Annotated in this window: 21 protein-coding genes, 1 pseudogene and 1 riboswitch; of the genes and pseudogenes, 7 read left to right on the plus strand and 15 right to left on the minus strand. The window is 75.3% G+C overall.

The features are described from left to right. Positions 1–59: 59 nt before the first annotated feature. The 4 genes from ACVCAH_RS15485 to ACVCAH_RS15500 form a co-directional block, all read right to left on the minus strand. Positions 60–1,136: a DNA polymerase III subunit beta family protein gene (locus ACVCAH_RS15485; RefSeq protein WP_447136954.1), complete on the minus strand. Its 1,077-nt coding sequence runs from the start codon at positions 1,134–1,136 to the stop codon at positions 60–62. A 47-nt stretch (positions 1,137–1,183) separates the two neighbouring features. Beyond that, on the minus strand, positions 1,184–2,377 hold the full coding sequence (locus tag ACVCAH_RS15490) for a saccharopine dehydrogenase family protein (RefSeq protein WP_447136823.1): 1,194 nt from the start codon (positions 2,375–2,377) through the stop codon (positions 1,184–1,186). 114 nt (positions 2,378–2,491) lie between these two features. Next, positions 2,492–3,640 carry an alcohol dehydrogenase catalytic domain-containing protein gene (locus ACVCAH_RS15495; RefSeq protein ID WP_447136824.1) on the minus strand — a complete coding sequence of 383 codons (1,149 nt, stop codon included), beginning with the start codon at positions 3,638–3,640 and terminating at the stop codon, positions 2,492–2,494. Further along, the gene (locus tag ACVCAH_RS15500) at positions 3,637–4,077 is read right to left on the minus strand and encodes a hypothetical protein (protein ID WP_447136955.1); all 441 of its coding nucleotides are present in this window, start codon (positions 4,075–4,077) and stop codon (positions 3,637–3,639) included. Before ACVCAH_RS15500 ends, ACVCAH_RS15495 begins: the two co-directional genes overlap by 4 nt. A gap of 148 nt (positions 4,078–4,225) precedes the next feature. Here ACVCAH_RS15500 and ACVCAH_RS15505 point away from each other — a divergent pair. Then, positions 4,226–7,149 (plus strand): annotated as a pseudogene (locus tag ACVCAH_RS15505) (LuxR C-terminal-related transcriptional regulator). An 89-nt stretch (positions 7,150–7,238) separates the two neighbouring features. Here the strand turns inward: ACVCAH_RS15505 and ACVCAH_RS15510 are convergent. After that, positions 7,239–7,787 (minus strand): DsbA family protein, encoded by a 549-nt coding sequence (locus tag ACVCAH_RS15510; protein ID WP_447136825.1) that lies wholly within the window; start codon positions 7,785–7,787, stop codon positions 7,239–7,241. 189 nt (positions 7,788–7,976) lie between these two features. Continuing rightward, positions 7,977–8,663 carry a BON domain-containing protein gene (locus ACVCAH_RS15515; protein WP_447136826.1) on the minus strand — a complete coding sequence of 229 codons (687 nt, stop codon included), beginning with the start codon at positions 8,661–8,663 and terminating at the stop codon, positions 7,977–7,979. Between the two features lie 281 nt (positions 8,664–8,944). Between ACVCAH_RS15515 and ACVCAH_RS15520 the strand changes: the two genes are divergently transcribed. The 4 genes from ACVCAH_RS15520 to ACVCAH_RS15535 all read left to right on the plus strand — a co-directional run bounded on the left by ACVCAH_RS15520 (position 8,945) and on the right by ACVCAH_RS15535 (position 12,569). Next, the gene (locus ACVCAH_RS15520; protein ID WP_447136827.1) at positions 8,945–9,583 is read left to right on the plus strand and encodes a maleylpyruvate isomerase N-terminal domain-containing protein; all 639 of its coding nucleotides are present in this window, start codon (positions 8,945–8,947) and stop codon (positions 9,581–9,583) included. A gap of 124 nt (positions 9,584–9,707) precedes the next feature. After that, positions 9,708–10,667, plus strand: coding sequence for a LysR family transcriptional regulator (locus tag ACVCAH_RS15525; protein ID WP_447136828.1), 960 nt, complete (start codon positions 9,708–9,710; stop codon positions 10,665–10,667). A gap of 75 nt (positions 10,668–10,742) precedes the next feature. Then, a complete protein-coding gene (locus ACVCAH_RS15530; protein WP_447136829.1) occupies positions 10,743–12,008 on the plus strand; it encodes an MFS transporter in 1,266 nt (421 codons plus the stop codon). 27 nt (positions 12,009–12,035) lie between these two features. Beyond that, a complete protein-coding gene (locus tag ACVCAH_RS15535; protein WP_447136830.1) occupies positions 12,036–12,569 on the plus strand; it encodes a MarR family winged helix-turn-helix transcriptional regulator in 534 nt (177 codons plus the stop codon). Positions 12,570–12,713: 144 nt separating this feature from the next. Here the strand turns inward: ACVCAH_RS15535 and ACVCAH_RS15540 are convergent, their stop codons facing one another. Both ACVCAH_RS15540 and ACVCAH_RS15545 read right to left on the minus strand, forming a co-directional pair. After that, entirely contained in the window at positions 12,714–13,115 is a 402-nt protein-coding gene (locus ACVCAH_RS15540) for a hypothetical protein (protein ID WP_447136831.1), read from the minus strand. A 154-nt stretch (positions 13,116–13,269) separates the two neighbouring features. Beyond that, complete coding sequence (locus tag ACVCAH_RS15545; RefSeq protein WP_447136832.1) at positions 13,270–13,416, minus strand: hypothetical protein; 147 nt, start codon at positions 13,414–13,416, stop codon at positions 13,270–13,272. Between the two features lie 366 nt (positions 13,417–13,782). Here ACVCAH_RS15545 and ACVCAH_RS15550 point away from each other — a divergent pair, with 366 nt between their 5' ends. After that, on the plus strand, positions 13,783–14,145 hold the full coding sequence (locus ACVCAH_RS15550; protein ID WP_447136833.1) for an STAS domain-containing protein: 363 nt from the start codon (positions 13,783–13,785) through the stop codon (positions 14,143–14,145). A 105-nt stretch (positions 14,146–14,250) separates the two neighbouring features. On the opposite strand, the gene surE is transcribed toward ACVCAH_RS15550, so the two are convergent. Together surE and ACVCAH_RS15560 are read right to left on the minus strand one after the other, a co-directional pair. Next, positions 14,251–15,087 carry a 5'/3'-nucleotidase SurE gene (gene surE / locus ACVCAH_RS15555; RefSeq protein ID WP_447136834.1) on the minus strand — a complete coding sequence of 279 codons (837 nt, stop codon included), beginning with the start codon at positions 15,085–15,087 and terminating at the stop codon, positions 14,251–14,253. Continuing rightward, positions 15,084–16,061: a 1-phosphofructokinase family hexose kinase gene (locus ACVCAH_RS15560; protein WP_447136835.1), complete on the minus strand. Its 978-nt coding sequence runs from the start codon at positions 16,059–16,061 to the stop codon at positions 15,084–15,086. Before ACVCAH_RS15560 ends, surE begins: the two co-directional genes overlap by 4 nt. Before the next feature lie 180 nt (positions 16,062–16,241). Between ACVCAH_RS15560 and ACVCAH_RS15565 the strand changes: the two genes are divergently transcribed. Then, positions 16,242–16,709 carry an SRPBCC family protein gene (locus ACVCAH_RS15565; RefSeq protein ID WP_447136836.1) on the plus strand — a complete coding sequence of 156 codons (468 nt, stop codon included), beginning with the start codon at positions 16,242–16,244 and terminating at the stop codon, positions 16,707–16,709. A 31-nt stretch (positions 16,710–16,740) separates the two neighbouring features. Here ACVCAH_RS15565 and ACVCAH_RS15570 read toward each other — a convergent pair whose 3' ends face one another. From ACVCAH_RS15570 to ACVCAH_RS15590, 5 genes are all read right to left on the minus strand, one after another. Beyond that, positions 16,741–17,247: a hypothetical protein gene (locus ACVCAH_RS15570; protein WP_447136837.1), complete on the minus strand. Its 507-nt coding sequence runs from the start codon at positions 17,245–17,247 to the stop codon at positions 16,741–16,743. 147 nt (positions 17,248–17,394) lie between these two features. After that, on the minus strand, positions 17,395–18,465 hold the full coding sequence (locus tag ACVCAH_RS15575; protein WP_447136838.1) for a coiled-coil domain-containing protein: 1,071 nt from the start codon (positions 18,463–18,465) through the stop codon (positions 17,395–17,397). Between the two features lie 4 nt (positions 18,466–18,469). Beyond that, a riboswitch (cyclic di-AMP (ydaO/yuaA leader) is annotated at positions 18,470–18,601 on the minus strand. Between the two features lie 153 nt (positions 18,602–18,754). Continuing rightward, positions 18,755–19,672, minus strand: coding sequence for a cation diffusion facilitator family transporter (locus tag ACVCAH_RS15580; protein WP_447136839.1), 918 nt, complete (start codon positions 19,670–19,672; stop codon positions 18,755–18,757). Between the two features lie 108 nt (positions 19,673–19,780). After that, positions 19,781–21,898 carry a HelD family protein gene (locus tag ACVCAH_RS15585; RefSeq protein ID WP_447136840.1) on the minus strand — a complete coding sequence of 706 codons (2,118 nt, stop codon included), beginning with the start codon at positions 21,896–21,898 and terminating at the stop codon, positions 19,781–19,783. A 142-nt stretch (positions 21,899–22,040) separates the two neighbouring features. Beyond that, positions 22,041–22,967, minus strand: coding sequence for an alpha/beta fold hydrolase (locus ACVCAH_RS15590; protein WP_447136841.1), 927 nt, complete (start codon positions 22,965–22,967; stop codon positions 22,041–22,043). Positions 22,968–23,088: the final 121 nt, after the last annotated feature.

Raw genomic sequence — 23,088 nt, forward strand, 5'->3', positions numbered from 1 at the left:
GGTGGACCTCCAGATGCTACCGTCGCGGCCCCGCGCCCCCCGGCCGGGACCGGCGAGGGTCAGAGCCGGATCGGCATCAGGATGGAGAACGCGTCGGCGTCGTCCGGCCGGCGGAAGGCCAGCGGGGCGATCGGGCCGTCCAGCTCCAGCAGCAGCTGCCCCCGGCCGCCGGCGTCCAGCGCGTCGAGCAGGTAGCCGCCGTTGACCCCGATCCGGAACGCGTCCGGGTCGTCGGTCAGCTCGTCGGCGCCGAGCAGGCGCAGCCCGCCCCGGTCGTCCACGCCGAGCACCGTCACGGTCAGCTCGGCACCGTCGTGCTCGCGGCGCACCGTCGGGGCGTCCCCGTCGGTGAGCGCGGCCCGCAGGGCGGCCACGTCGACGGTCAGCCGGTGCGCCGGCGCGTCGTCCCGGGACGGCCGCACCAACCGGCCGTAGTCCGGGAACTCGTACGGCAGGGCGCTCGCCGCGACACTCCGGCCGGCCACGGAGACCGAGATCGTCCCGGCGTCGACGGTCAGCCACGCCTCGGGGGTGACCCCCGCACCGGTGTCCAGCAGCGCGCGGATCTCGTCGACCAGGCCGACCGGGGCGAGCACCCGCACCGGCGGGCCGTCCACCCGGCCCGGCACCCGGGCGACCGCCAGCCGGTGCCGGTCGGTGGCGACCAGCCGGACCCCGTCCGACTCGAGGTCGAACAGCACGCCGGCCAGCACCGGCAGCTCGGGGTCGTCGCCGACGGCGAAGCGGACGGCGTCGACGGCGGCGGCCAGGTCGGCGCGGGACAGGACGAGACGGGTGGGCACGGTTTTCTCCTCGGGATCGATCAGCGCGCGGATCCGGGAGAGCTCGCGGCGGGCGTCGGCGAGCCCGTCCTCCAGCCGGCGCAGGTGCGCGTCCAGCAGCCGGTGCACCGCGGCCGGCTCGGAGCGCAGCGCCAGGGCGATCTCGGCCACCGGCATGCCGACCCGGCGCAGCCCGGCCACCAGCCGGGCCGGCGCGACCTGGTCGTCGGTGTACCAGCGGTAGCCGGTGACCGGGTCGACCAGCGCCGGGACCAACACCCCGGCCGAGTCGTAGAACCGCAGGGCGCTCACCGTCAGGCCGCTGGCCCGGGCCAGTTCGCCGATGCTGCGCAGGTCGCTCTCCACGGCCGGTGATCCTGTCGTCTCAACCAGGTCGAGGGTCAAGCCGCCGCCGCGCCGGGGGCGTCCAGCACGCGGAAGGTCAGCCCCGCCCGGGTCAGCCGGGCCAGCAGCGCGTCGCCCATGGCGGCCACCGGGGTGAGCTGGCCGGCGGCCGGCGGCAGGTCGTCCAGCGCCAGGCAGAGCGCCGACTCGGCGAGCATCTTGGCGGTCTCGTCGTAGCCCGGGTCGCCGCCGGTCACCTCGGTCAGCACCCGCCGGCCGCCCCCGGTGCCGACGAACCGGACCCGGAACCAGGACTTCGCCCGCTGCTGCGGCGTCGGCCCCTGGCCGGAGGCCAGCCGGCCGAGCAGCCAGCGCCGGGTCGGCGGCAGCTTCACCAGGGCGACCATGGCGCCCAGCCCGGCCGCGCCGGCCAGCACCGTGGGCAGCCGCTTCACCGCGGCGAAGTGCCGGTAGCGGAAGTCCGGGCCGTACTCCGGGCGGGCCGCGGCCGAGCGGCGGACCACCTGCGGGTCGATGGTGGGCAGCGGCACGGTCCAGACCCGCAGCTCCTTCGACCGGGCGAGCCGGCCGGGCACCGCGCGGACCCGGCGGTCCGCCGGCCGCGGTTCGACCGCCCGGCGCTCCCGCGCCGCCCGGGACGCCTGGGCGGTACGGGAGAACGCGGTGAGCGCCGAGTGGTACGTGCCCGCGGAGAACCGGCCGCTGACCCGGACGTAGCCGTCCACGGTGATCGGCCCGTCGGCGGGCAGCTGCTTGACGGTGTACCAGACGCCCAGGTCGTGCGGGACGGAGTCGAACCCGCAGGCGTGCACCAACCGGGCCCCGGTGCGGACCGCCTCGGCGTGGTGGCGCAGGTACATCGAGTCGACGAACTCCGGCTCGCCGGTGATGTCCAGGTAGTCGGTGCCGGCCCGGGCGCAGGCGGCGACCAGCGGCTCGCCGTGGTGCACGTACGGGCCGACCGTGCTGGCCACCACCCGGGCGCTCTCCGCCACCGCGCGCAGCGACTCCGGGTCGGTGACGTCGGCGGCGAGCAGCGGCAGCGTGGCCAGCGCCGGGTCGATGGCGGCGAGCCGGTCGCGGACCGCGGCCAGCTTGTCGGGGTTGCGCCCGGCCAGCGCCCAGCGCAGCGCCGGCGGCGCGTGCCGGGCCAGGTATTCCGCGGTCAGCCCCCCGGTGAACCCGGTCGCCCCGAACAACACCACGTCGTACGTCCGCTCCGCATCCACCCCCCGATCCTCCCACCCGCCCCGCCCGTCCGCGCACCCCGCCCGATCGCGTTGATCATGAGTTGGCGTCGCCGTCCGTCCCTTTTGTCGCCGCCAACCTCATGATCAACAGGCTTACGGGGTAGGGTGGAGGACGGGGCGGAGGCAGCCCTCGGCGCGGGTGCGGAGCAGGGTGTAGGCCTCGGCGGCGTGGTCCAGCGGGAGGTGGTGGGTGGCCAGGTACTCGGTGCGCAGCTCGTCGCGGGCCATCCGGTCCAGCAGCATCGGGATGTAGCGCTGCCCGTGCTGCCGGGCGCCGCGCACGGTCAGCCCCTTGGCCGTCACCGCGCCGAGCGGAAACGTGTCGACGACGCCCGGGTACGCCCCGAGCACGAAGACCGTGCCGCCCTTGCGGCAGGCGTGCACCGCCTCGCGTACCGCCACCGGTCGCGGCGCCGCACCGGTGAGGCGGTCGCCCAGCGAGCGGGTCCCGTCGGCCGTGCCGACCGCCTCGACGCACACGTCCGGGCCCCGGCCGCCGCTGCGCTCCCGCAGCTCGGCGGCGACGTCGACGCGCTGGTAGTCGAGCGTCTCGGCGCCGGCGTGCCGCTCGGCCGCCCGCAACCGGTCCGGGTGCCGGTCGACGACGACCACCCGTTCCGCGCCGAGCAGCCGCGCCGCCCGCGCGGCGACCTGGCCGACCGCGCCGGCGCCCCAGACCGCCACCACGTCACCGGGGCGGACCCCGCCGAGCTCGGCGCCCATCCACCCGGCCGGCCCGGCGTCCGAGGCGAACAGGGCCCGGTCATCGGTGACCGCCTGCGGTACGGCGAACGCCCCGACGTCGGCGTACGGCACCCGGACGTACTCGGCGTGGCTGCCGGCGAACCCGCCCTGTGCCCGGGGCTGGCCGAAGCAGCCCGCCACGGGATGCCCCCAGGCCGCCTCGCCCGCGGCCGGGTCGGTGCTGCCGTTGTCGCAGCAGGAGTGCAGCTCGCGGCGGCAGTACCAGCAGCTGCCGCAGGACACCGAGGAGCAGACCACCACGCGGTCGCCGACCCGGTGCCGGCGTACCTCGGGGCCGACCTCGACCACCTCGCCGACGAACTCGTGGCCGGGGACCTCCCCGACGGCCGGCCCCCGCCCGGCGAGCAGCGGCAGGTCCGCGCCGCACACGGCGCTCCGCCGGACCCGGACGATCGCGTCGTGCCCGTTGCGCAGCTCCGGGTCGGGCACCTGCCGCACCGCCAGCTCGTCGGCGCCGACCCAGCAGAGCGCCCTCATTCCGGCGCCACCGCCGGACGGTCGACGGCGCCGCGGTCGGACCGCAGCACCTCGCCGGTCTCGGCGAGCTGCTTGACCTGCCGCAGCGCCTGCCGGACCAGCCGCCCCGGATCGTCCCCGACCAGGTGGGCGGCGAGCCCCGGCGGCGGCCCGGCGCCCGGACGCGGCCGGGCGGCGAGTTCGGTGCCCCGGTCGCCGGGGGCGGGACGTACCCGTACCTGCACCGCGCCGCCGAGCCGGCGCAGCGGCTCCGGCCACCGGCCGTCGGGGAGCACCTGGCCGGGTGGGCGGTCCACGGTCACCACCTGCCAGCGGGCGGGCCGCCGGTCGTCCCGGTCGGGCCAGCCGCCGGGACGCGGGGCGGCCAGCGCGCGTACCGCCGCCGCGCCGGCCGCCGCCGCGCCGAGGGCGACGCCGCCGCCGGCCAGCCGTGCGATCGGTCCCACCTGCCCCGCACCCCCTGTCCCGCCGGTCACCGCGGCCACTCCCGCCGCATCCGTGACGGGCGGCCGGTCACGCGCGGCCGGCCGCCCGCGTACGCCCAGGATGGGCCGGGAACGGGTGAAGCCGGCTCCTCCGGAAGGGGTGAACCGGCCCCGGCCGGGTAACCGGCCGCCGCAGGACCGGGGGAGTGGACGCGTCCGTGGGGGTGGGGCCGGATGCCGGAGGACCAGAGCCGAGCCGTGGTCGGATCGGCGGTGCGGGGCTCGGCCGGGACGCCGCTGCTGGCGTCCCGGCTGCGTCCCCCCGCGCTGCCCGACCCGGTGCTGCTGCGTCCCCGCCTGCTGCACGCGCTGGACGAGGGCACCGCCGGTCCGGTGACCCTGGTCTCCGCGCCCGCCGGCTGGGGCAAGACCACGCTGCTCGCCTCCTGGTGCCGGGCGGCCGGTGACGCCGGCCCGGACCGGGCGGAGGGCGGCCCGGTGACCGCGGCGGCCGAGGGGGCGCGGGAGACCCTGCCGCCGGGCGCGCCGCCGGGGGACTTCGGCGCGGCGGGGGACGGCGAGCCGGACGGGGAACCGCCCCGGGCGGCGTGGGTGTCGGTGGAGGCCGGCGACGACGGCGATCGACTCTGGTCCTACCTGGCGGCGGCGCTGCGCGCGGCCACCGGCCCGGGCGGCGACGCGCCGGAACCCCCGGTGCCCGACCGGCCGCCCCGCCCCGACCAGCTCGAACTGCTGGCCGCGGCGCTCGCCGCCCGGGACCGGCCGGTGCTGCTGGTGGTGGACGACCTGCACCGGATCGCCGATCCGGCCGCGCTGACCGGGCTGGAGTTCCTGCTCCGCCACGCCGGGGAGCGGCTGCGCCTGGTGGTCGGGGCGCGGGCCGGGGTGCCGCTGGCCGTGCACCGGTGGCGCCTGGCCGGGGAGCTGACCGAGCTCGGTTCGGACGAGCTGGCCTTCACCGGCGACGAGGTGGCCGACCTGCTCACCACGCACGGGGTGGCGCTGCCGGCGGCCGGGGTGCGCCGGCTGCGCGAGCGGACCGGCGGCTGGCCGGCGGCGCTCCGGTTCGCCGCGCTGGCGCTGCGCGGACAGCCGGACCCGGCCCGCTGGGTGGAGCAGTTCGGCGGCGACCAGCCGGACGTCGCCGGCTACCTGCGCGAGGAGGTGCTCGCCGGGCTGGAACCCGAGGCCCGGGAGGTGCTGCGGCGGACCGCCGTGGCGGACGCGGTCTGCGCCGGCCTGGCCGACGCGCTCACCGGCCGGGCCGACACCGAGCCGACGCTGGCGGGCCTGGCCGGCGCGGGCGGGCCGCTGCGCCGGGACGACAGCCGCCCGCCGTGGTACCGCTGCCACCCCCTGCTGGCCGACCTGCTGCACGCCGAACTGGCCCGGCTGCCCGCCGACGAGCTGCGGGAGCTGCACCGGCGGGCGGCCGGCTGGTACGCCGACAACGGCCGGCCGGCCGACGGACTCCGGCACGCGCTGGCCGCTCGCGACTGGGACCATGCCACCGAGCTGTTCGTGGACCGCTGGCCGGAGCTGGCCCCGTACGACCGGGAACCGCCGGCCGGGCCGGTGCCGGCCGAACCGCCGGCGGAGGCGGTGGCCCGCGACCCGGAGCTGGCGCTGGCCTGTGCCGCCGAGCGGGCGCACGCCGGGGACGCGGCGGCCGCCGCGGAGCGGCTGCGGCTCGCCGCCCAGCACGCGCCGGCGCTGCCCGCCCCGCGCCGGGATCGGTTCCTGCGCCTGGTCGCCGCGCTGGAGCTGGCCCTGGCCCGACTGGCCGGCGACCACCGGGAGGTACGCGCCGCTGCGGCCCGGCTGCTCGCCACCCGGACCGACACCGGGATGCCCGGTGCGGCGCCCCGGGGCGACGCCGCCGAGGACGCCGACGTGCGGGCGGTGGCCGACACCGCCCTCGGCCTGGTGGACCTGGCCGAGGGGGACCTACTGCCGGCCGCGACCGGCTTCGAGCGGGCGCTGGCGGCGGCCCGGGAGGCGGGACGGCTGCGCACCGAGCTGGTCTGCGCCAGCCGGTCGGCGCTGCTGCACGCGGTGCGGGGCGAGCTGCGGGCGGCCGAGGAGGCCGCCCGGACGGCGCTGGCCCTGCCGCCCTGCCAGGGCTGGTCCTGCCGGCTCGACTGTGGACACGGGTACCTGGCGCTGGCGCTGGTGGCGCTGCACCGCGACCAGCCCGAGGAGGCCGAGGCGAACCTGGGGCTCGCCGCCCCGGCGACGGACGAGCCGACTGTGGCGGCGGTGGCCGCGCTGTGCCGCGCGTACCTGCGGCGGGACGCCGATGACCCGGGCGCCGGGCTGCGCCTGCTGGTGGAGGCCCGGGAGCGACTGGCCGACCGTCCCCGGGCCGCGGAGCTGACGCACTGGCTGCTGGCCGCCGAGGCGGACCTGCGCGGCGACCGGGGCGACCTGGCCACCGCCCGCGAGCTGCTGGCCGACCGGGTACGCGAGCCGGCCGAGCCGGTGCCGGCGCTGGCCGTGGCGCTGGCCCGGGTCGAGCTGCGCGCCGACGACCCGCGTGCCGCCGGGCGCCTGCTGCCGGACTGGCAGGCGCCGCAGGCGTCCGACTGGCCGCTGCCGGTACGCCTCGACGCCGCCGTGCTCGACGCGGTGCTGGCCCGACGGGCCGGGGACGAGCGGCGGGCCGGCCGGCTCCTGGAGGCGGCGCTCGACCTGGCCGGGCCGGACGGCCACCGGCGGGTGTTCACCCGCGCCGAGCCCGGCGTGCGGGACCTGCTCGCCGCCCACCTCGACGCCGGCACCGCGCACTGGCCGACGGTCAGCGACCTGGTCCGGGGCGCCGACGAGCCGAGCGGGCGGGCGCCGGCCGAACCGGCCGCGGCGAGCCTGGACGAGCCGCTGACCGAGCGGGAGCTGACCATCCTGCGTTACCTGCAGAGCATCCTGTCCAACGTGGAGATCGCCAGCGAGTTGTCCCTGTCGGTCAACACGGTGAAGACCCACGTCCGCAACATCTACCGCAAGCTCGACGCGACCCGCCGCCGCGAGGCGGTGCGCCGCGCCCGAGAGCTCCGCCTGATCTGACCCTGCTCCGCTCACGTCGACCAGGAACTCCGCGTCAACCGGAGGGTTGCCGGTGACGCGGAGCTCCCGGTCGACAGGAGGGGAGTGGCTCAGGGGTTGGCGGCCGCGTCGACGGCCGCGAGCAGGTCGGCGAGGTCGTAGCCGCCGTCGTGGCGGACCTCGTTGACGAAGAGGGTGGGCGTGGCGTTGACGCCGCTGCGGATGCCGCTGACGAAGTCCGTCCGCACCCGGTCGCCGTGCGCCTGCCGCTCCACCTCGGCGCGAACCTCGTCGGTCGGCAGGCCGAGCTGCTCGATGCCGAGTGACAGGTGCACCGGGTCGAGCTGGTCCTGGTGCTCGTAGAGCCAGTCGTGCATGGCCCAGAACTGCCCGCGCCGGCCGGCCGCCTCGGTCGCCTCGGCGGCGCTCTCCGCGTACGGGTGCATGTTGGCGATGGGGAAGTGCCGGTAGACCAGCCGGACCGTGTCCGCCCGCTGGCGGAGCAGGTCGGCCAGGTTCCGGTACGCGGCCCCGCAGAACCGGCACTGGAAGTCGGCGTACTCGACGATGGTCACCGGTGCGTCCACCGGTCCACGGACGTGGTCGTGCTCGGTCACCGGGGTGCGCAGCCGGGCGGTGACCTGAAGCGGCGTGGTCATCCAACCCCCCGATCGCCGGCGGACCCGCGCGCGCCGCGCCCGGGTCGGATCAGCCCGTTCGGCTCAGTCATGGCTCCCACGCTCGCCGCTCGGCGGGTGAGGGCGGCTCACCCGGGGCGGGTGGTTCCCGCTGGCCGGCGGACGCCCCGGCACCGCCCCGCCTGGACCCCGGGTGGCGGACCGGCCGGTTTAGCCCAGCACGGGGGCCACCGCGATGCGGTTCTGCACCTCCCGGATGCCCGGCGCCGACCAGACGATCCGCTCCACCTCGGCGCGTTCGGGGATGGAGTGGACCAGCCCGCCGAGCAGCACCGTGTCGCCGTGCACCCGGACGGTGATCCGCTCCGCCTCGGTCGCCCGGTTGCGGGCCAGCGCGTCGACGATCCGCTCGGCCAGCACGTGCCCGTCCGGCCGGACGTCCGGGCGGACGGTGATCCCGTTGCTGACCCCGCGTACGCCGGTGAGCCGGGCGACCGCGCGTTCGGCGGCCCGGCGCTGGTACTCCCACTCCACCTCGCCGTGCAGGGTCACCCAGCCGTTGGAGACGGTGACGTCGAGCCTGTCGAGCGGTACGAAGGCGTCCCACTCCAGCGCGTGGCCGGCCGCCGCGGCGAGGTCGGGGTCGGCCCGCTCGGCGCCGGTGCCGATCTGCACCATCAGGTCGTTGGCGACCGCGCGGACCCGGGTGACCCGGTGCGCCGCCCGTTCGGCGGCCCACTTCTTGGCGTAGCTGTCCACCCGGCCGGTGAGCGTGACCACGCCCTCTGAGACGGTCACGCCGATCTCGTGCGGCTGCACCCGGGGCTCCCAGGTCAACTCGTCGAGGACGGCGGACTGGATGTCCTGGTCGGTACGGGTGATCGTGGTGATCGCCATCTGTCACTCCTCCCGGAATGCGGGCTACGTACGTCACGCCGTCCCCGATCCTGCTGCCGACCGGGATGAGGCCCCCTCACCCGACCCGGGCGATCCGAGAACGTGTGTTTCCCCACCCGATGGATCCCCATCAGCGATGGGAGCGCTTCCGCCCCGGACCCCGGTCGCCCGCCCGGCTGTGGCGCGTACTCCGGTCCGCCGGGGCTGCCTGAGGGGTCCGGCGCCCCGGCGGGCCGGGCCCTAGGCTCGGTGGCCGAGAACCGAGGGGAAGGGGATCCACCGTGAGTCCGATCAGGACGGCCTACCTGACCGCTGCGCGTTCGGCCGTCGCGCTGCTCGCCGAGCCCGCCGTCGCGGCCCGCTGGGACGAGCCGAGCGCGCTGGCCGAGTTCGGTGTCGGCGGGCTGGCGGGCCACCTCGCCAGCCAACTGTTCCAGGTCACCACGGTGCTCGCCGAGCCGGTGCCCGCGGGCGAGCCGGTCGGCCTGCTCGACCACTACGCCCCGGCGAGGTGGATCGGGACGCCGCTGGACGACGAGATCAATGTCGGCATCCGGCGGGCCGGCGAGAGCATCGCGGCGGACGGGCCGGCGGGGCTGGTCGACCGGGCCACCGGCACGCTGCACGAGCTGGCCGGGGCGCTGCCGGCGGAACCGGCGGACCGGGTGGTGCACCTGGCCCGGGGGCCCTGGTCGCTCACCCTGGACGACTACCTCACCACCCGGCTGATGGAGATCGCGGTGCACTCCGACGACCTCGCGGTCAGCGTCGGCGTACCCACCCCGGACCTGCCTGCCGAGGTGCTCGACCCGGTGCTGTCCCTGCTGGCCCGACTCGCCGTACGCCGGCACGGGCAGCCGGCGGTGCTGCGGGCGCTCAGCCGGGCCGAGCGGGCGCCGGCCGACATCACCGCCTTCTAGGCGAGGCAGCCGCCGCTTGGCGGCGGGTGACCTTCGCCGGTCCCGGATGGCAGTCGCCCGGCCGCCGTCCGGAAGGCGGGTTATGGTCGGTTGTGATCAACGGGTCGACATTCGGCGCGGACTAGTGGCAACGGACCTCGACATCCGGCTGTTGCGGTACTTCGTCGCCGTAGCGGAAGAGCTGCACTTCAATCGGGCCGCGCAGCGGCTGTTCGTTGCGCAGCAGGCGGTGAGCCGCGACATCCGGCGGTTGGAGGCGCGGCTCGGGGTGACGTTGGTCGACCGCAGCACCCGGCGGGTCGCGCTGACACCGGCGGGGGAGCGACTGCTTCGACGTGCCCGCCAACTGCTCGCTCTGCATGACGAGACGGTACGTGAGGTGGCCGCAGGCATGACGGCTCTGCTGGTCAACGTGGTGGGCCAGAAACTGACGCCGGCACGCCTGCTCGCGGCTGCTCGGGAAGCGGCGCCAGACCTGGAGTTCGCGGCGACGTTCCACAGCGAGCTCGAGGCGACTCTGCCGCTGCTGCGGTCGCACCAGCTACACGTTTCCTTCGGCCGTTTCGACGGGCCGTCCGGCCGCTCCGAGCCGGAGATCGCGCACCGATTGATCCGGCTGGAACCGCTCGCCCTGCTGCTGCCCGACGATCACCCGCTCGCCGCTGGCGGGACCGTCGCCACCGGCGACCTGCGCGGGGTTCCGCTGTGCCTGCACGCGGGGAACCAGGTCTCGCCGGAGTGGTTCGACGTCGGCAGACAGTTGGCCCAGGCCTGCGGCGCGACGCTGGAAAGCGATCACCCTCCGGTGCACGGGGTCGATGAGGTCGACCACCGGCTACGCCGGCACGGCACACCGATGCTGACGCTGGTCACCCAGCCGCCGGTGCCGGGCGCCGTGCTGCTCCCGCTGACCAAGCCGGTGCCGCTCTACCCGTGGAACATGCTCTGGCGCCGTGACCTGCGCCATCCCGGCCTGGATGTGCTTGGTGAAGTGGCTGAGCGGGCCGCACGTGAGCACGGATGGCTCGACCCGCCCGATGGCGCCTGGCTACCCGAGCCGGAGGCCCGGCTGCTCCGGCGCTGATTGACAACCCCAACGCGTCAATCGTGTGCCAACAGGTGTTGGACCGGGGCGGCGATGGCCAATGATCGTGGAGCCGTGACACTCCTGCGCAACCGGCCGTTCCTACGCCTGTGGACCGCCCAATCGATATCCGATCTGGGCTCGTATCTGTCGCTTGTCGCGCTGCCGCTGGTCGCCATCGCCCAACTTGACGCCTCGGCTACCCAGATGGGGCTGCTGGTCGGTGCCGGTATGGCGCCGATGGCGTTCGCGTGGCCGTTCTTCGGCGTGCTCGTCGACCGCGTCGACCGGCGCCGCGTCATCGTCGCCACCTACCTCGGGCGTGCCCTGCTGTACGCCTGGATCCCGGCCGCCGCCCTGCTCGATGTGCTCACGATCACCCAGTTGATCGTCGTGTACTTCCTCGCCAACCTGCTGCAGGTGGCTTTCGACGTTGCCTACCCCACGCTGGTGCCGTCCCTGGTAAAGGCACCCGACCTGCTGGAGGCCAACAGCAAGTTGGAAGTCACTCGATCTGCCGCGATGATCGTCGGCCCGGCGGCCGCCGGCCTCCTCGTGCAGATCCTGCGACCCGCCGGCACAGTTGCCCTCGACGCCGCCTCCTATGCGCTGGCCGGCCTGCTGGTCCTCGCCATCGAACCACCGTTGCGCGGCGCCGCCAGGTCGGCCGCGCCGCCGCGCCGCGGGGTCGTCGGCGAGATGACGGAGGGCATCACCGCCGTGTTCGGTAACGCCCTGCTCCGCCCGATGGCGCTCTCCTCCGGGCTGATGAACGCCGGCTACGCACTCCGGACCGCCCTGTTCGTCATGTTCGTCGTGAAGCAGCTCGGCTTCACCGCCGGCGAACTCGGTCTCATCCTCGCCGCAGCCGGACCCGGCGCACTGCTCGGCGCCCTGCTCGCGCGCCGCGCCGCGCAGGTGCTCGGCTTCGGACGCACCATGATCGTCTCAGCCTTCCTCGCCGGGGCTCCCCGTCCTGCTCGTACCCGTCGTACCTGCTCGCGGACCGATCAGTCTGACGGTGCTGATCCTCAGTGCGTTGACGGTCGGCTTCGGCGTGCAGATCTACAACGTCACCCTCGTCGCCGGCCGGCAGGCAATGACGCCCGACCACCTTCTCGGCCGGACCAACGCCACATTCCGCTGGGCGGCCTGGGCGGCGACACCATTCGCGGCCGGTGCCGGCGGGCTACTCAGCCACCTGTTGGGCGTCCGCGGTGCCATCGCGGTGGCCGCCGGCGTTCTCCTGTTACCGACCATCTGCCTGCTGGCCTCCCCCATCCGCCGCACCGTCACCCTGCCCGCGTTGTCCTCCACCCACGGCCCGGAACGGCCCACTGACCGCTCGCGGCCGGCGAAGCTGCCGGCATGACCGACCTTGATCTCAAGTCTCCTTCAAGTTTTACCGTGGTATCTGTTCGAGCCGATCAAGAGGGGAACACCAGCGTGGTTCTGAAGGAGTACTCCCAGGAGGCGCTTGCCTCCCAGCCCATCGGCTACTGGAGCGGCGAGGCGTACCGCAGGGTGGTCGGACGTATCCGGGCGGAGCTGGCCGTGGAAGATCTCACGCAGCCGCATTGGTGGACGCTCAACCATGTCGCTGGCGCCCCCGGTAGGTGGAGCCGCGGGGACCTCGCCGAACGGCTGGTCCCGTTCGACGACCTTGGGATCGATTTCGACGTTGTGTTCGACGATCTGATCGCCCGCGGATGGATGAGGGAAGACGCCGGAACTCTGACGCTGACCGACTCCGGGCAGGCCGGTCGGCTCCGTGCGAAGGACCGCAACGCGCGAGCTCACGAGCAGATGCATGACGGCATCGAAGCCACCGAGTATGCGGCAGCGCTCAATGTGCTACGCCGCATGATCGCAAATCTGGGCGGTAACAGCGATCTCCCCTAGCCCGGCCGACCGGCGCACCGGCGAGCCCGATCGACCGTGCGATGACGTGGCCGGTGGCGCGGCTGGGCCGGCGCCGGACACGGGGCGGGCCCCGGTCGGCCGGTGGTCGACCGGGGCCCGTGGAGTGCCCGTGCCGGCGGGCGGTCAGCCGTCCAGGTTGACGGGGGAGTTCGGCCGGTCCACGTCGACGAAGTCGATGTCGTCCATGGCCCGGTCCCGGCTGCCGGCCGCCCGGGCGGCGGTGCCGGCGGCCCAGCCGATCGCCGCGCCGGCCAGGGCGGCGGCGATCAGCAGCGACCAGGGCAGCGCCGGCCGGCGGCCGGCGAGCGCGTCGAAGGCGAGGGTCGCCCGACGCCGCGCCTCGTCCGCCGCGGAACCCATCAGTTCGCCGGCGCCGTCGGTGAGGCCGGAGCCGCGGCGGGCCGACCGGGCGGTGTCCCGGACGCTCTCCCCGGCGGAACTGACGGCGGAGACGAGGTGCTGCCAGGCATGGTCCGCGATCCGCTCGGGTTTGCTGCGGCGGTCCAGCAGGTTGGTTCCGAACATCGTGGTTACCTCCTCGGGGTGCCGAAGTCGGCCGGCCACTTCGGACTCCGGCGTCTGTCCGGCGCGTTACGGTTCGCCTTCATCCGCCAGTGCCCCGCCCGTGGCCGGTGCAAACCCGCGCCGGCGACGGGCCGGATTCCGATCCGGGCGCCGGTCAGCGCAGCACGACCACTGCCGCCACGCCGCGGGCGAAGTCCTCGTCGTCGTCATCGTCGTCATCGCCGCCGCCACCGAACCCACAGGCCAGTACGAGGGCCAGCAGCGCGCCGACCCCGGCCAACGCGGCAAGTCTCCTGAGCATCGATCGTCCTCTCCGTCGCAGTGGCCAACCTCCCCGCCGACTCTAGGCGCGGCGGGCAAGGGCCGGGGTGCAAGCGGGGGCGGTCCGGCGGGTCGGGATCCCCGCGACGGCGCGGGTGGCACGCCCGGGACGACTGCGTTCGGCCGGGGTGGCCTTGGCCCGTTACCCTGGGACGGCGACGCGTGGTCGTGCGCTGATCGTTGGGGAAATAGAATACGAAAAGTCCGGATAAGGGCGATTTTCCGTGCCCGGATCCGCGAATTGCTCATCCCGAGGGGTGGCGACCGAGGCCGTGAGAGGAATACTCTCGGTCGCGGCCCGCGTACTGATGAGGCGCCCGTCGGACGGGCGAGTGGAGGTGCTCGCGTGAGCCTGTCGATCGTGAAGTCGGTTCTGCCCGGTGGTGTCATCGAGATCGCCCCGCGGGGCGAGATCGACGTCGACACCGCGTACGAGGTGCGCGAGGCGATCGCCGAGGTGCTGGCCAAGGGGCACCCGACCCGCATCGAGCTCAACATGCGCCTGGTCACCTTCATCGACTCGGTCGGCATCAGCGCGATGGTCGCCGGCTTCCAGACCGCCGAGGTCAGTGGCGTCAAGCTGGTCGTCACCGAGCCCAGCCGGTTCGTGCACCGCCAGCTCTGGGTCACCGGCCTGCTCGGCCTCTTCGGCGCACCGGAGCCCTACTACGCGGGCGCTCCCGCCCCGGAGGTCCTCCCCGGCGCCTGACCGTCGAGCCTCGGCACCCGGCCCGACCGCCGGCCGCCGGCACCCCGACTGGGCGCTAGCCGCCGACATCCGGCCGGCCACGCGAGGGCAGATCGGACGACGACGTCAGCCGGTCGGCTCGGCGTCGCCGAGGCCGGAGAGGTCCACGTCGGTCACCTCGGTGACCGCCCGGATCGCCGTCACCGAGGCGTACCCGTCGGCGAGCAGCGCCAGGTCGGTGCCGGGCTGTACCGCCTGCCCCGGCTCCGCCAGCGAGGTCCGCACGTACCCGTGGCCGGACTCGGCCACCGTCATCTGCACCTGGCCGAAGCTGGCCAGCGACCCGCGGCGCACCCCGCGCAGCCGGTCGGGCGGCAGGTCCGGCGCGTTCACGTTGAGCACGCTCTCCACCGGTCCGGCGGTCAGCCGGGGGAGCAGGTCCAGGGCGACCCGGGCCGCGGTCGCCCAGTGCCGCTCGGCGTCACGTACCCGGGCGGCGGCGGCCACCGCGGCGCCCCCGCTGGCGGCGGTCGCCTCCCCGGCGGAGAGCACGTCGAGCGAGACGGCCATCGCCCGGCAGCCGTTCGCGGCGGCGGTGAACGCGGCGCCGACGGTGCCCGAGTGCAACACGGCGCGGCCGGCGTTGGCGCCCCGGTTGATGCCGGAGAGCACCACCGACGGCGGCGCGCCGAACGCGCCGTGCACGGCGATCAGCGCGATGAACCCGGGGGAGCCGCCGACCCCGAAGGCCGGCACCCCGGGCAGCTCCGGCAACGGATGGTCGCGGACCACGACGTGTCCTTCGCGTTCCACCGCGGTCATCGCGGCGCTGGTGCCGCTCGCCTCCTCCAGCGGGGCGGCGACCACCACGTCCAGCCCCCGGTCCATCGCCGCCCGGGCCAGCGCCTGGATGCCGGGCGCGGCGATCCCGTCGTCGTTGGTCACCAGCACCCGCATCGTCATCGCTCGGCCGCCCGCTCGGCCAGCTCGTCCGGGGTGGTCCGCTCCTGCGGCCGGCTGCCGGCCGGCACCAGCCGCACCCGGTCGACCAGGCCGGTGATCGAGTCCAGCCGGCCGGTGCCCAGGCCGTGCCGGGTGACGTTCAGCGCGCCGGCCGCCGCCCCGGTACGGATCGCGGTCCGCACGTCGCCGCCCCGGGCCACCACGGCGGCCACCCCGGCGGTCATCGAGTCGCCGGCGCCGCTCGGGTCGGCGGCCTGCAGCCGGGGCATCTCCACCTCGAACACCTCGCCGTCGACCAGGGCGAGGGCGGGCTGGTCGGCCCGGCTCACCACCACGTTCTCGGCGCCGCCGGCGTGCAGGTCGTACATCGCCCGGGTGAGCTGCTCCTCGTCGTCACCGGCGGCCCGGCCGTCGGCGATCAGTTCCTCGTGGCTGACCTTCAGGAAGAACACGCCGCTGTCCAGCACCGCGGCGAGGTGGTCGCCGGCCAGGTCGACCACCACCCGGCCGCCGTTGGCGCCGAGGTCGGCGGCGAAGCGCCGGTAGAGCTCGGCCGGCACGAGCGACGGCTCGTTCGGACCGCTCAGCACGCTCACCGGCGCGCGCAGCCCCTCGCCGAGCGCCAGGTTGTAGAGCTCGTCCAGCTCGTGGCGGCTCAGCGGCTGCCCGGGCACGTCCACGACCTCCCGGCGGGCGCCGTCGCGGCGGTCGTGCACGTACCCGCCGCTGCCCGAGTCGCGGACCACCACCTTGAGGTCGACCCCCTCGCTGACCAGCAGCGGCTCCAGCACCTGGCCGATCTCACCGCCCAACGCGGTGCAGAGCACCACGTCCACGCCGAGCGACATCACCATCCGGGCCTGCCAGACCCCCTGCCCGCCCGGGTGCAGGTGCAGCTCCGGCTGGTCGCTCGGCTGCTCGACGGTCACCGTCAGCCGGGGCGTGGGCGCGAAGACCATCACGTGTCCGCTCATCGGTGGCATCCCGGCATGGTTCCGTCCTCCCTGGCCCGACACGGCGGGTGATCCCTCACCAGCTGACCGTAGCCGCGGCGCCGGCCGTCGTCCGCCGGTCCGGCCGGTGCGGGTCGGGGCGTTGCCAGGCGGACCCGGCGTGGGCGACGATCGTCCGACCAGTGACGGTGGGGAGACGGCGTGCTCAGGCAGGATTCCTTCAGCTACACCGTCCAGGCCCGCTGCCCGGTGGCGGAGGCGGCGGCGCTGCTCGCCGACCCGACCCGGCAGGCGGAGCTGCATCCGCTGATCGTCCGGGTCCGCCGGCTGCGGACCCGGCCCGGGGCCCGGGCCAGCTACGCGATCACCGACCGGCTGGCCGCCGGGCCGCTGCGGTTCCCGGTCACCTACCGGGCGGACGTCCTGGTCGACACCACCGACGAGATCGTCACGGTGGCACGGCAGTGGCCGGCCACGACCGTGCGCAACCGCACCCGGCTGCGGGCCGAGCCGGACGGGGTCCGGATTGACGTGGAGATCACCCTGACCGCGCCCGCGCCGCTGTTCCGGTACGCCTTCGGCCAGGCCCGCTCCGCCCACCTCGGGCTGGCCGCCCGGCTGGGCGCGGTGCTCGACCGCGGCCCGGCCGACCCGCCGCCCGTCGGCTGAGCGGTGCACCCGGTCCGCCGCCGCGGCCGGATCAGCGGGCCGCCGCCGCGGTCGGGCGGCGCGCGGCCGTGCGGGCCCGCCGCAGCCGGCCCCACGGCTTGTACGTGGAGAGCACGGTCGCGACGATCAGCAGGCCGGTCGACACGGACGGGGCGACCACCAGGTCGATCCGCTCCCGCACCGGGAACGCCGCGCCGGCCTCCCCGGCGTGCCGCAGCGTCGGGGTGAGCACGAACAGCACCAGCGCGGTCATCACGGTGGTGAGCAGGAACTTGACCAGCACCCAGCGGTGCCGCAGCAGACCCCACGGGGTGAGCAGGGCGCTGGCCACGCCGACCAGCCAGACGGCCACGCTCAGCGGGGCGAAGAGCACGGCGCCGACCAGCGCGGAGATCGGGTAGACGGCGGCCGGGTCGGCGCCGCGCAGCACGGCGACGCCGAGGGTCAGCAGGACCAGGTCGACGCCGAGCCAGCCGAGCGAGGTGACCAGGTGCAGGGTGAGCAGGGCCTTGCGGGCGGGAGGCGGGAGACGGCTCATACCCGACGATGCTGCCGCCGCGCCGGGCCCGGGTCGTCGGGCCGGCGACGACACCCGCGATACGTCCGGGGGCGTAGCCCGGGGCGTGCCGGCGCCGCGTCCGGCGTACCCGGTGACCCGCCGGGGCGGATCACCGGGGGCCGGGCGTCAGTACACCGACAGGTGCACGTGGTTGGTGTGGTCGCTGGACGGGTCGCCGCCCGCCCCGCTGTACGACTTCCACCCGCTGCTGGGCAGCCAGATCTGCCGGTACCAGATCACGTAGAGCACGGCGAGCCGGTCGGAGTTCCGGATGAAGAACGCGGCCAGGTTGTTGCCGTACGTCTTGTCCCCGCCGGTGGCGTCCCCGCCGAAGCCGCTCTTCTGCGCCGCGAAGTCGCAGGCCCGGCCCTTCGGATGCTCGCCCGAGCCGCCGGAGCGGTAGCAGGAGACGTACCGGGTGAAGCCGGCCGCCTTGGCCTGGTTGAGCGCGTGCAGGGTGCGCGGGGTGATGCAGCCGTTGGCCGGGGTCGGGTCGTTGACGCTGCACGACTCGGCCGGCCAGGAGCCGTCGGAGTTGCGCGGGGCCGGCTTGGCCGTCGCGGTGGAGGTGCCCCGGTTGGAGCTGTCCCCGCCGGAGGCCTTCGCGTTGGCCACGGTCAGCGCCCGCTCGGCCTGCTCCTTGCGCTTGGCCATCAGCGTGACCTGCTTGCGCTGCTCGCGGATCTCGCCGTCCAGGGCGAGCTTGGTCCGGTTGGCCTCGTCGCGGGTCTCCTGGAGGTCGCGCAGCACCCGGTCCTCGTTGGCCGCGACCGCGTCGAGCGCGGCGGCGCGGTCCATGAAGCCGTCCGGGGAACTGCTGTTGAGCAGCGCGGACGCCACGCCGAGCCGCCCGGTGCGGTACGCCACGCCGGCGATCTCGCCGACCTTGCTGCTGCGTTCGGTCAGCTCGCGCTCGGTGGACTGGAGCTGGACGGCGAGTTGCTGCTGCCGCTTGACCGACTTGTCCAGCGCGGTCTTGGCGTCCAGGTAGCCCTTGCTGGCCGCCTCCAGCTGGGCGCGCAGGGCGGGGGTGCCGCCCTCCTCGTCCTGCCCGGGTGCGGCGGCGAGCAGGCCGGTGGTCGGTGGGGCGGCGCCGGCCGGTGCGGCGGGCGCGATGGCGACGCCGAGAGCGAGGGTGATGACGATCAGTGCCGCCATCCGGGCGGCGGTGCGTCGTACAGGTGCCACTACTGGCATACACGTGTCCTTCCGTCAGCCGCCGACCGGGTTAGCTGACGGGTTCGGGACGGAAGATCCCTACCGCTGACGCGGATGCACCCCAGGAACATGGTTCCCCGGCTCGCCCCTGCGGGCGATTAGGCGGCGGCCACCGCCGGCACCGGTGCGTGCCGCCGGGCGGAGGCCGGGACCGAGCCTACCGGTGCCCGTGTGACCAGTGCAGCGGAAGTGACTGACGGTGCGCACGTGGTCACCAAAAAATCGGGCATAGCGTCACAATACACACCCAGATTTAAGGTTGTGCTCATTACCACTCAACCGACCCGCAGACCCCAGGGGACGCACCCGGCTCGATCTGCAACGTCGCGTGCTCGATCCGGAAGTCCTGCTGCAGCGCCGTTCGGGCGTCCGCGAGCACCCTGCCGACCTCCGCGCCGGGCGCCATGGTCAGGTGCGCCGAGGCCACCTCCATGCCCGAGGTCAGCGTCCAGACGTGCAGGTCGTGGACGCCGGCCACGCCGGGCACCGCGGCCAGCCGGTCGTGCACCGCGGTGACCTGGAGGTGCTCGGGGGCGGCCTGCACCAGGATGCGCAGCGCGGCCCGCCCGAGCCGCCAGGTGCGGGGCAGGATGAACAGGCCGATGGCGACGGCCACCAGCGGGTCGGCCCACCACCAGTCGGTCAGGGCGATCAGCAGCGCCGCCCCGATCACGCCGAGCGAGCCGAGCAGGTCGCCGAGCACCTCCAGGTACGCCCCCTGCAGGTTGATGCTCTCCCGGGCACCGGAGCGGAGCAGCGCGAAGGCGGCCACGTTGGCGAGCAGGCCGAGGACGGCCACCGCCAGCATCGGGCCGGCCAGCACCTCCGGCGGATGGCCGAACCGGCGGACGGCCTCGACCACCACGTAGACGGCGACGCCGGAGAGCAGCACGGCGTTGGCCAGCGCGGCCAGCACCTCGAGCCGGTAGAGCCCGAAGGTGCGTTGCGGGTCGCCGGCCGTACGCCGGGAGGCGGTGATCGCGGCGAGAGCCATGCCGATGCCGAGCACGTCGGTGAACATGTGCCCGGCGTCGGAGAGCAGCGCCAGCGAGCCGGTGCGGAAGGCGGCCACCGCCTCCACCACCATCAGCGCGGTGAGCAGGCCGAACGCGGCCCAGAGCCGGCCCCGGTGGTGGTGGGCGGCGTGCGCCGCCGACCCGTGCTGGTGGTCATGACCTGCACCCACGCGAACACCCTCCGCCGCCCGTCCGGACCCGGTCAAATATATGCTCACATAGCTATGTATGCAACTGTCGGCCCGGCCGGCACGCCCGCGGGCGGGTCGCCCCGGCCCTCAGCCGGTCGGGTCGATGGTGGTCAGCCGCTGGGTCGCCCGGGAGAGCGCCACGTAGAGCGTGCGTACCCCGGAGCCCGGATCGGCCCGGACCTCGCTCGGCGCGACCAGCACCACCCCGTCGTACTCCATGCCCTTGGCCTCCAGGCTGGTCACCACCTGGAGCCGGGGAGCGCCCAGCCCACCCAGCCAGCCCGCGACCTCGGCCCGGCGCGGCACCGGCGTGATCACGCCGACCGTCCCCTCCACCTCCGCGAGCAGCGCGGAGGCCGCCTCCAGGACGGCGGTCTCCAGCTCCGCCGGCGGCACCACCAGCTCGACCGGGTCGACGCCGGTGGACCGGACCGCGGTGGGCAGCGGCAGGTCCGGGTAGAGCCGGCGGATCTCGGCCGCCGCCACCGCGAAGATCTCCGCCGAGTTGCGGTAGTTGGTGGTGAGCGTGAACTGGTGCCGCTTGCGCCGGCCGAGCGCCTGGTCCCGGGCCCGGGTCAGCTCCTCCGGGTCGCCGGTCCACGCGGTCTGCGCCGGGTCGCCGACCACCGTCCAGGACGCCAGCCGGCCGCGCCGGCCGATCATGCGCCACTGCATCGGCGAGACGTCCTGCGACTCGTCGACCACCACGTGGGCGTACTCCCGGTAGTCCTCCGGGCGCTGCCGGGCGGCCTCGCGGGCGGCCCGCTGCCGGTCGGCGAAGGTGCTCAGCTCGCGCACCCCGCCAACCAGCTGGAACGGGTCCCGCTTGGGTCGGGCCGGGCGCACCGGCTTGCCGAGCAGCGCGTCCAGCTCGTCGAGGAGCGCGACGTCGGCGACGGTCAGCCCCTCGGTCTCCAGCGTCCGGTACGCGGCCGTCAGCAGCCGGATCTCGCGGCCGGAGAGGATGCCACCGGCGTACCGGCGCAGCCGTTCCTCCTCGGCCAGCCAGCCGAGCACGTGCCGCGGGTGCAGCCGGGGCCACCAGGCCTTGAGGAACTCCCGGAACTCGGGGCGGTCGGCCAGCTCGTCCTCGAAGGCGCGCTGTTCGGGCAGCCGGCCGATGTGCAGCCGGCGGGCCTGCGCCCAGAGCGCGGCGAAGATGCCGTCGAAGCCGGCCCGGCGCACCTCGTTGCGGCGGGCGCCCCTGGGCAGCGCGCGGTCCCGGATCGCGTCCAGCTCGGCCCGCTCCAGCCGGAGCAGTTCGCCCCGGTAGAGCAGCCGCAGCTCGGCCGGGCCGTCCGGCACCGCGTCCCGGACCGCCCGCTCCAGCACCCGGCGCATCCGCAGCGAGCCCTTCACCGCCGCCACCTCCGGCGGGTCGGTGCGGGTGGTGCTCATCCCGGGAAAGAGGCTGCCCAGCGAGCGCAGGGTGGCGGTGTCCTCGCCGAGCGACGGCAGCACCGAGGCGATGTACTCCACGAAGACCGTGGACGGGCCGACCACCAGGATCCCGCCGCCGGCGTACCGGCTGCGGTCGGAGTAGAGCAGGTACGCGGCGCGGTGCAGAGCGACCGCCGTCTTGCCGGTGCCGGGGCCGCCGGAGACCACCGTCACCCCGGAGCCGGGGGAGCGGATCGCCTCATCCTGCTCCCGCTGGATGGTGGCCACGATGTCGCGCATCCCCCGGCCGGTGGCCTTGGACAGCGTGGCGAGCAGCGCCCCGTCGCCGACCACCGCCAGGTCGGCCGGCGCGGCGCCCGGATCGAGCAGGTCGTCCTCGATCCGGGTCACCCGCTCACCGGACGACTGGATCATGCGACGCCGCACCACGTTCAGCGGCTGCGCCGGGGTGGCCTGGTAGAACGCGGCGGCGGCCGGCGCCCGCCAGTCGACCACCAGCGTGGCGGCGTTCTCGTCCCGGATACCGAGCCGCCCGACGTGCAGCACCTGCCGGTCGCGCAGGTCGAGCCGGCCGAAGACCAGTCCCTCGTGCTCGGCGTCCAGGACGTGCCGGCGCTGCGCGGCGTGGAAGACCATCGCGTCCCGTTCGACCAGCGCGCCGAAGTTGCCCACCCGGGCGAGCCGGTAGCCCTCCTGCTCGGCGCGGACCGCGGACCGGCGCAGCTCGGCCAGTCGGGCGTACACCCGGTCGAGATGCCGCTGTTCGACGGCGATCTCCTGTTCCAGGGTGGTCTGGTCGGTCAACGCTCGAACTCCTCCGACGGCGGTGGGGCGGCCGCGCCGGGCGCGGGGCCGCGCGCCGGGGCTGACCGGGTGAGGGTACGGCAGCGCCGCGACCGGCGGCGGAGGCCCGCGCGATCCGTGACCCCGGTGACCCCGGCCGGGCTCAGCCGACCGGCCCCGCCGACGCCGCCGGCCGGGCGGTGACCTGACGGAGTACCCCGACCAGGGCGGCGTTGACCTCCTCGGGCCGTTCCATCATCAGCATGTGGCCGGCGCCGGGGCAGACGGTCAGCTCGGTGGCGGGCAGCGCCGCGGCGATCGACTCGGCGCACGGCGGCGGGGTGAGCCGGTCCCGGTCGCCCACCAGCGCGGCGGCCGGCAGGTCGCCGAGCGCGGCGAGGGTCTCCAGCCGGTGCTGCGCCCCGATCGAGGCGCGGAAGCCGCCGATCGAGCGCAGCGACGCGCGGGCCACCGCCGAGGTGACCAGGCGGATGTCGGACGGGTCGCAGCGGTCGCCGAAGAGCATCCAGCGGATGCTGGGGCGCAGCGCGCGCAGCAGCGCCCGGGGCGGCCGCCAGGACCCGCAGCGGGCCAGCACCCCGGCCCCGGTGGTCTCGGCCAGCCGGATCAGCCGGGCGATCCGGGGGGAAAGGCCGTAGGCGGTGTGCGTGTGCCCCTCGGCGGTGGTAGAGACGAAGACCAGCCCGGCGGTGCGGGCGGCGAAGTGCGCCGGGTGCCGGTGGGCGTACTCCATGATCGTCATGCCGCCCATCGAGTGCCCGACCAGCACCACCGGGCCGGCCGGGGCGACCTCGTCCAGCACCGCGGCCAGGTCGTCGCCGAGCTGGGCCAGCGTGGCGGTGGGCAGCGCCATGCAGCTGGACCGGCCGTGCCCGCGGGCGTCGTAGGTGACCACCCGCACCGGTTCGGCGACCGCGTCGCGCAGCGCGGCGAGCTGCCGGTGCCAGGCGCGCCCGTCCAGCGTCCAGCCGTGCAGGAGCACCACGGTGAGCTCGGCGTCGGCCGGCCCGGTGACCTCCACGTGCAGGCGTACGCCGTCGGGCAGACGTACCTCCAGCTGCTCCGGCATCGCCACCTCCCCGGGGCCGGACGGATCCGCGACACCGGGGATACCCGGTGGTAACACCGGCTACCCGCCATGACACCACGCCAACCGTGACGGTGGGAAGATTCGCGACCCGGCACCGCCG

Source organism: Micromonospora sp. LZ34, from assembly GCF_052981855.1.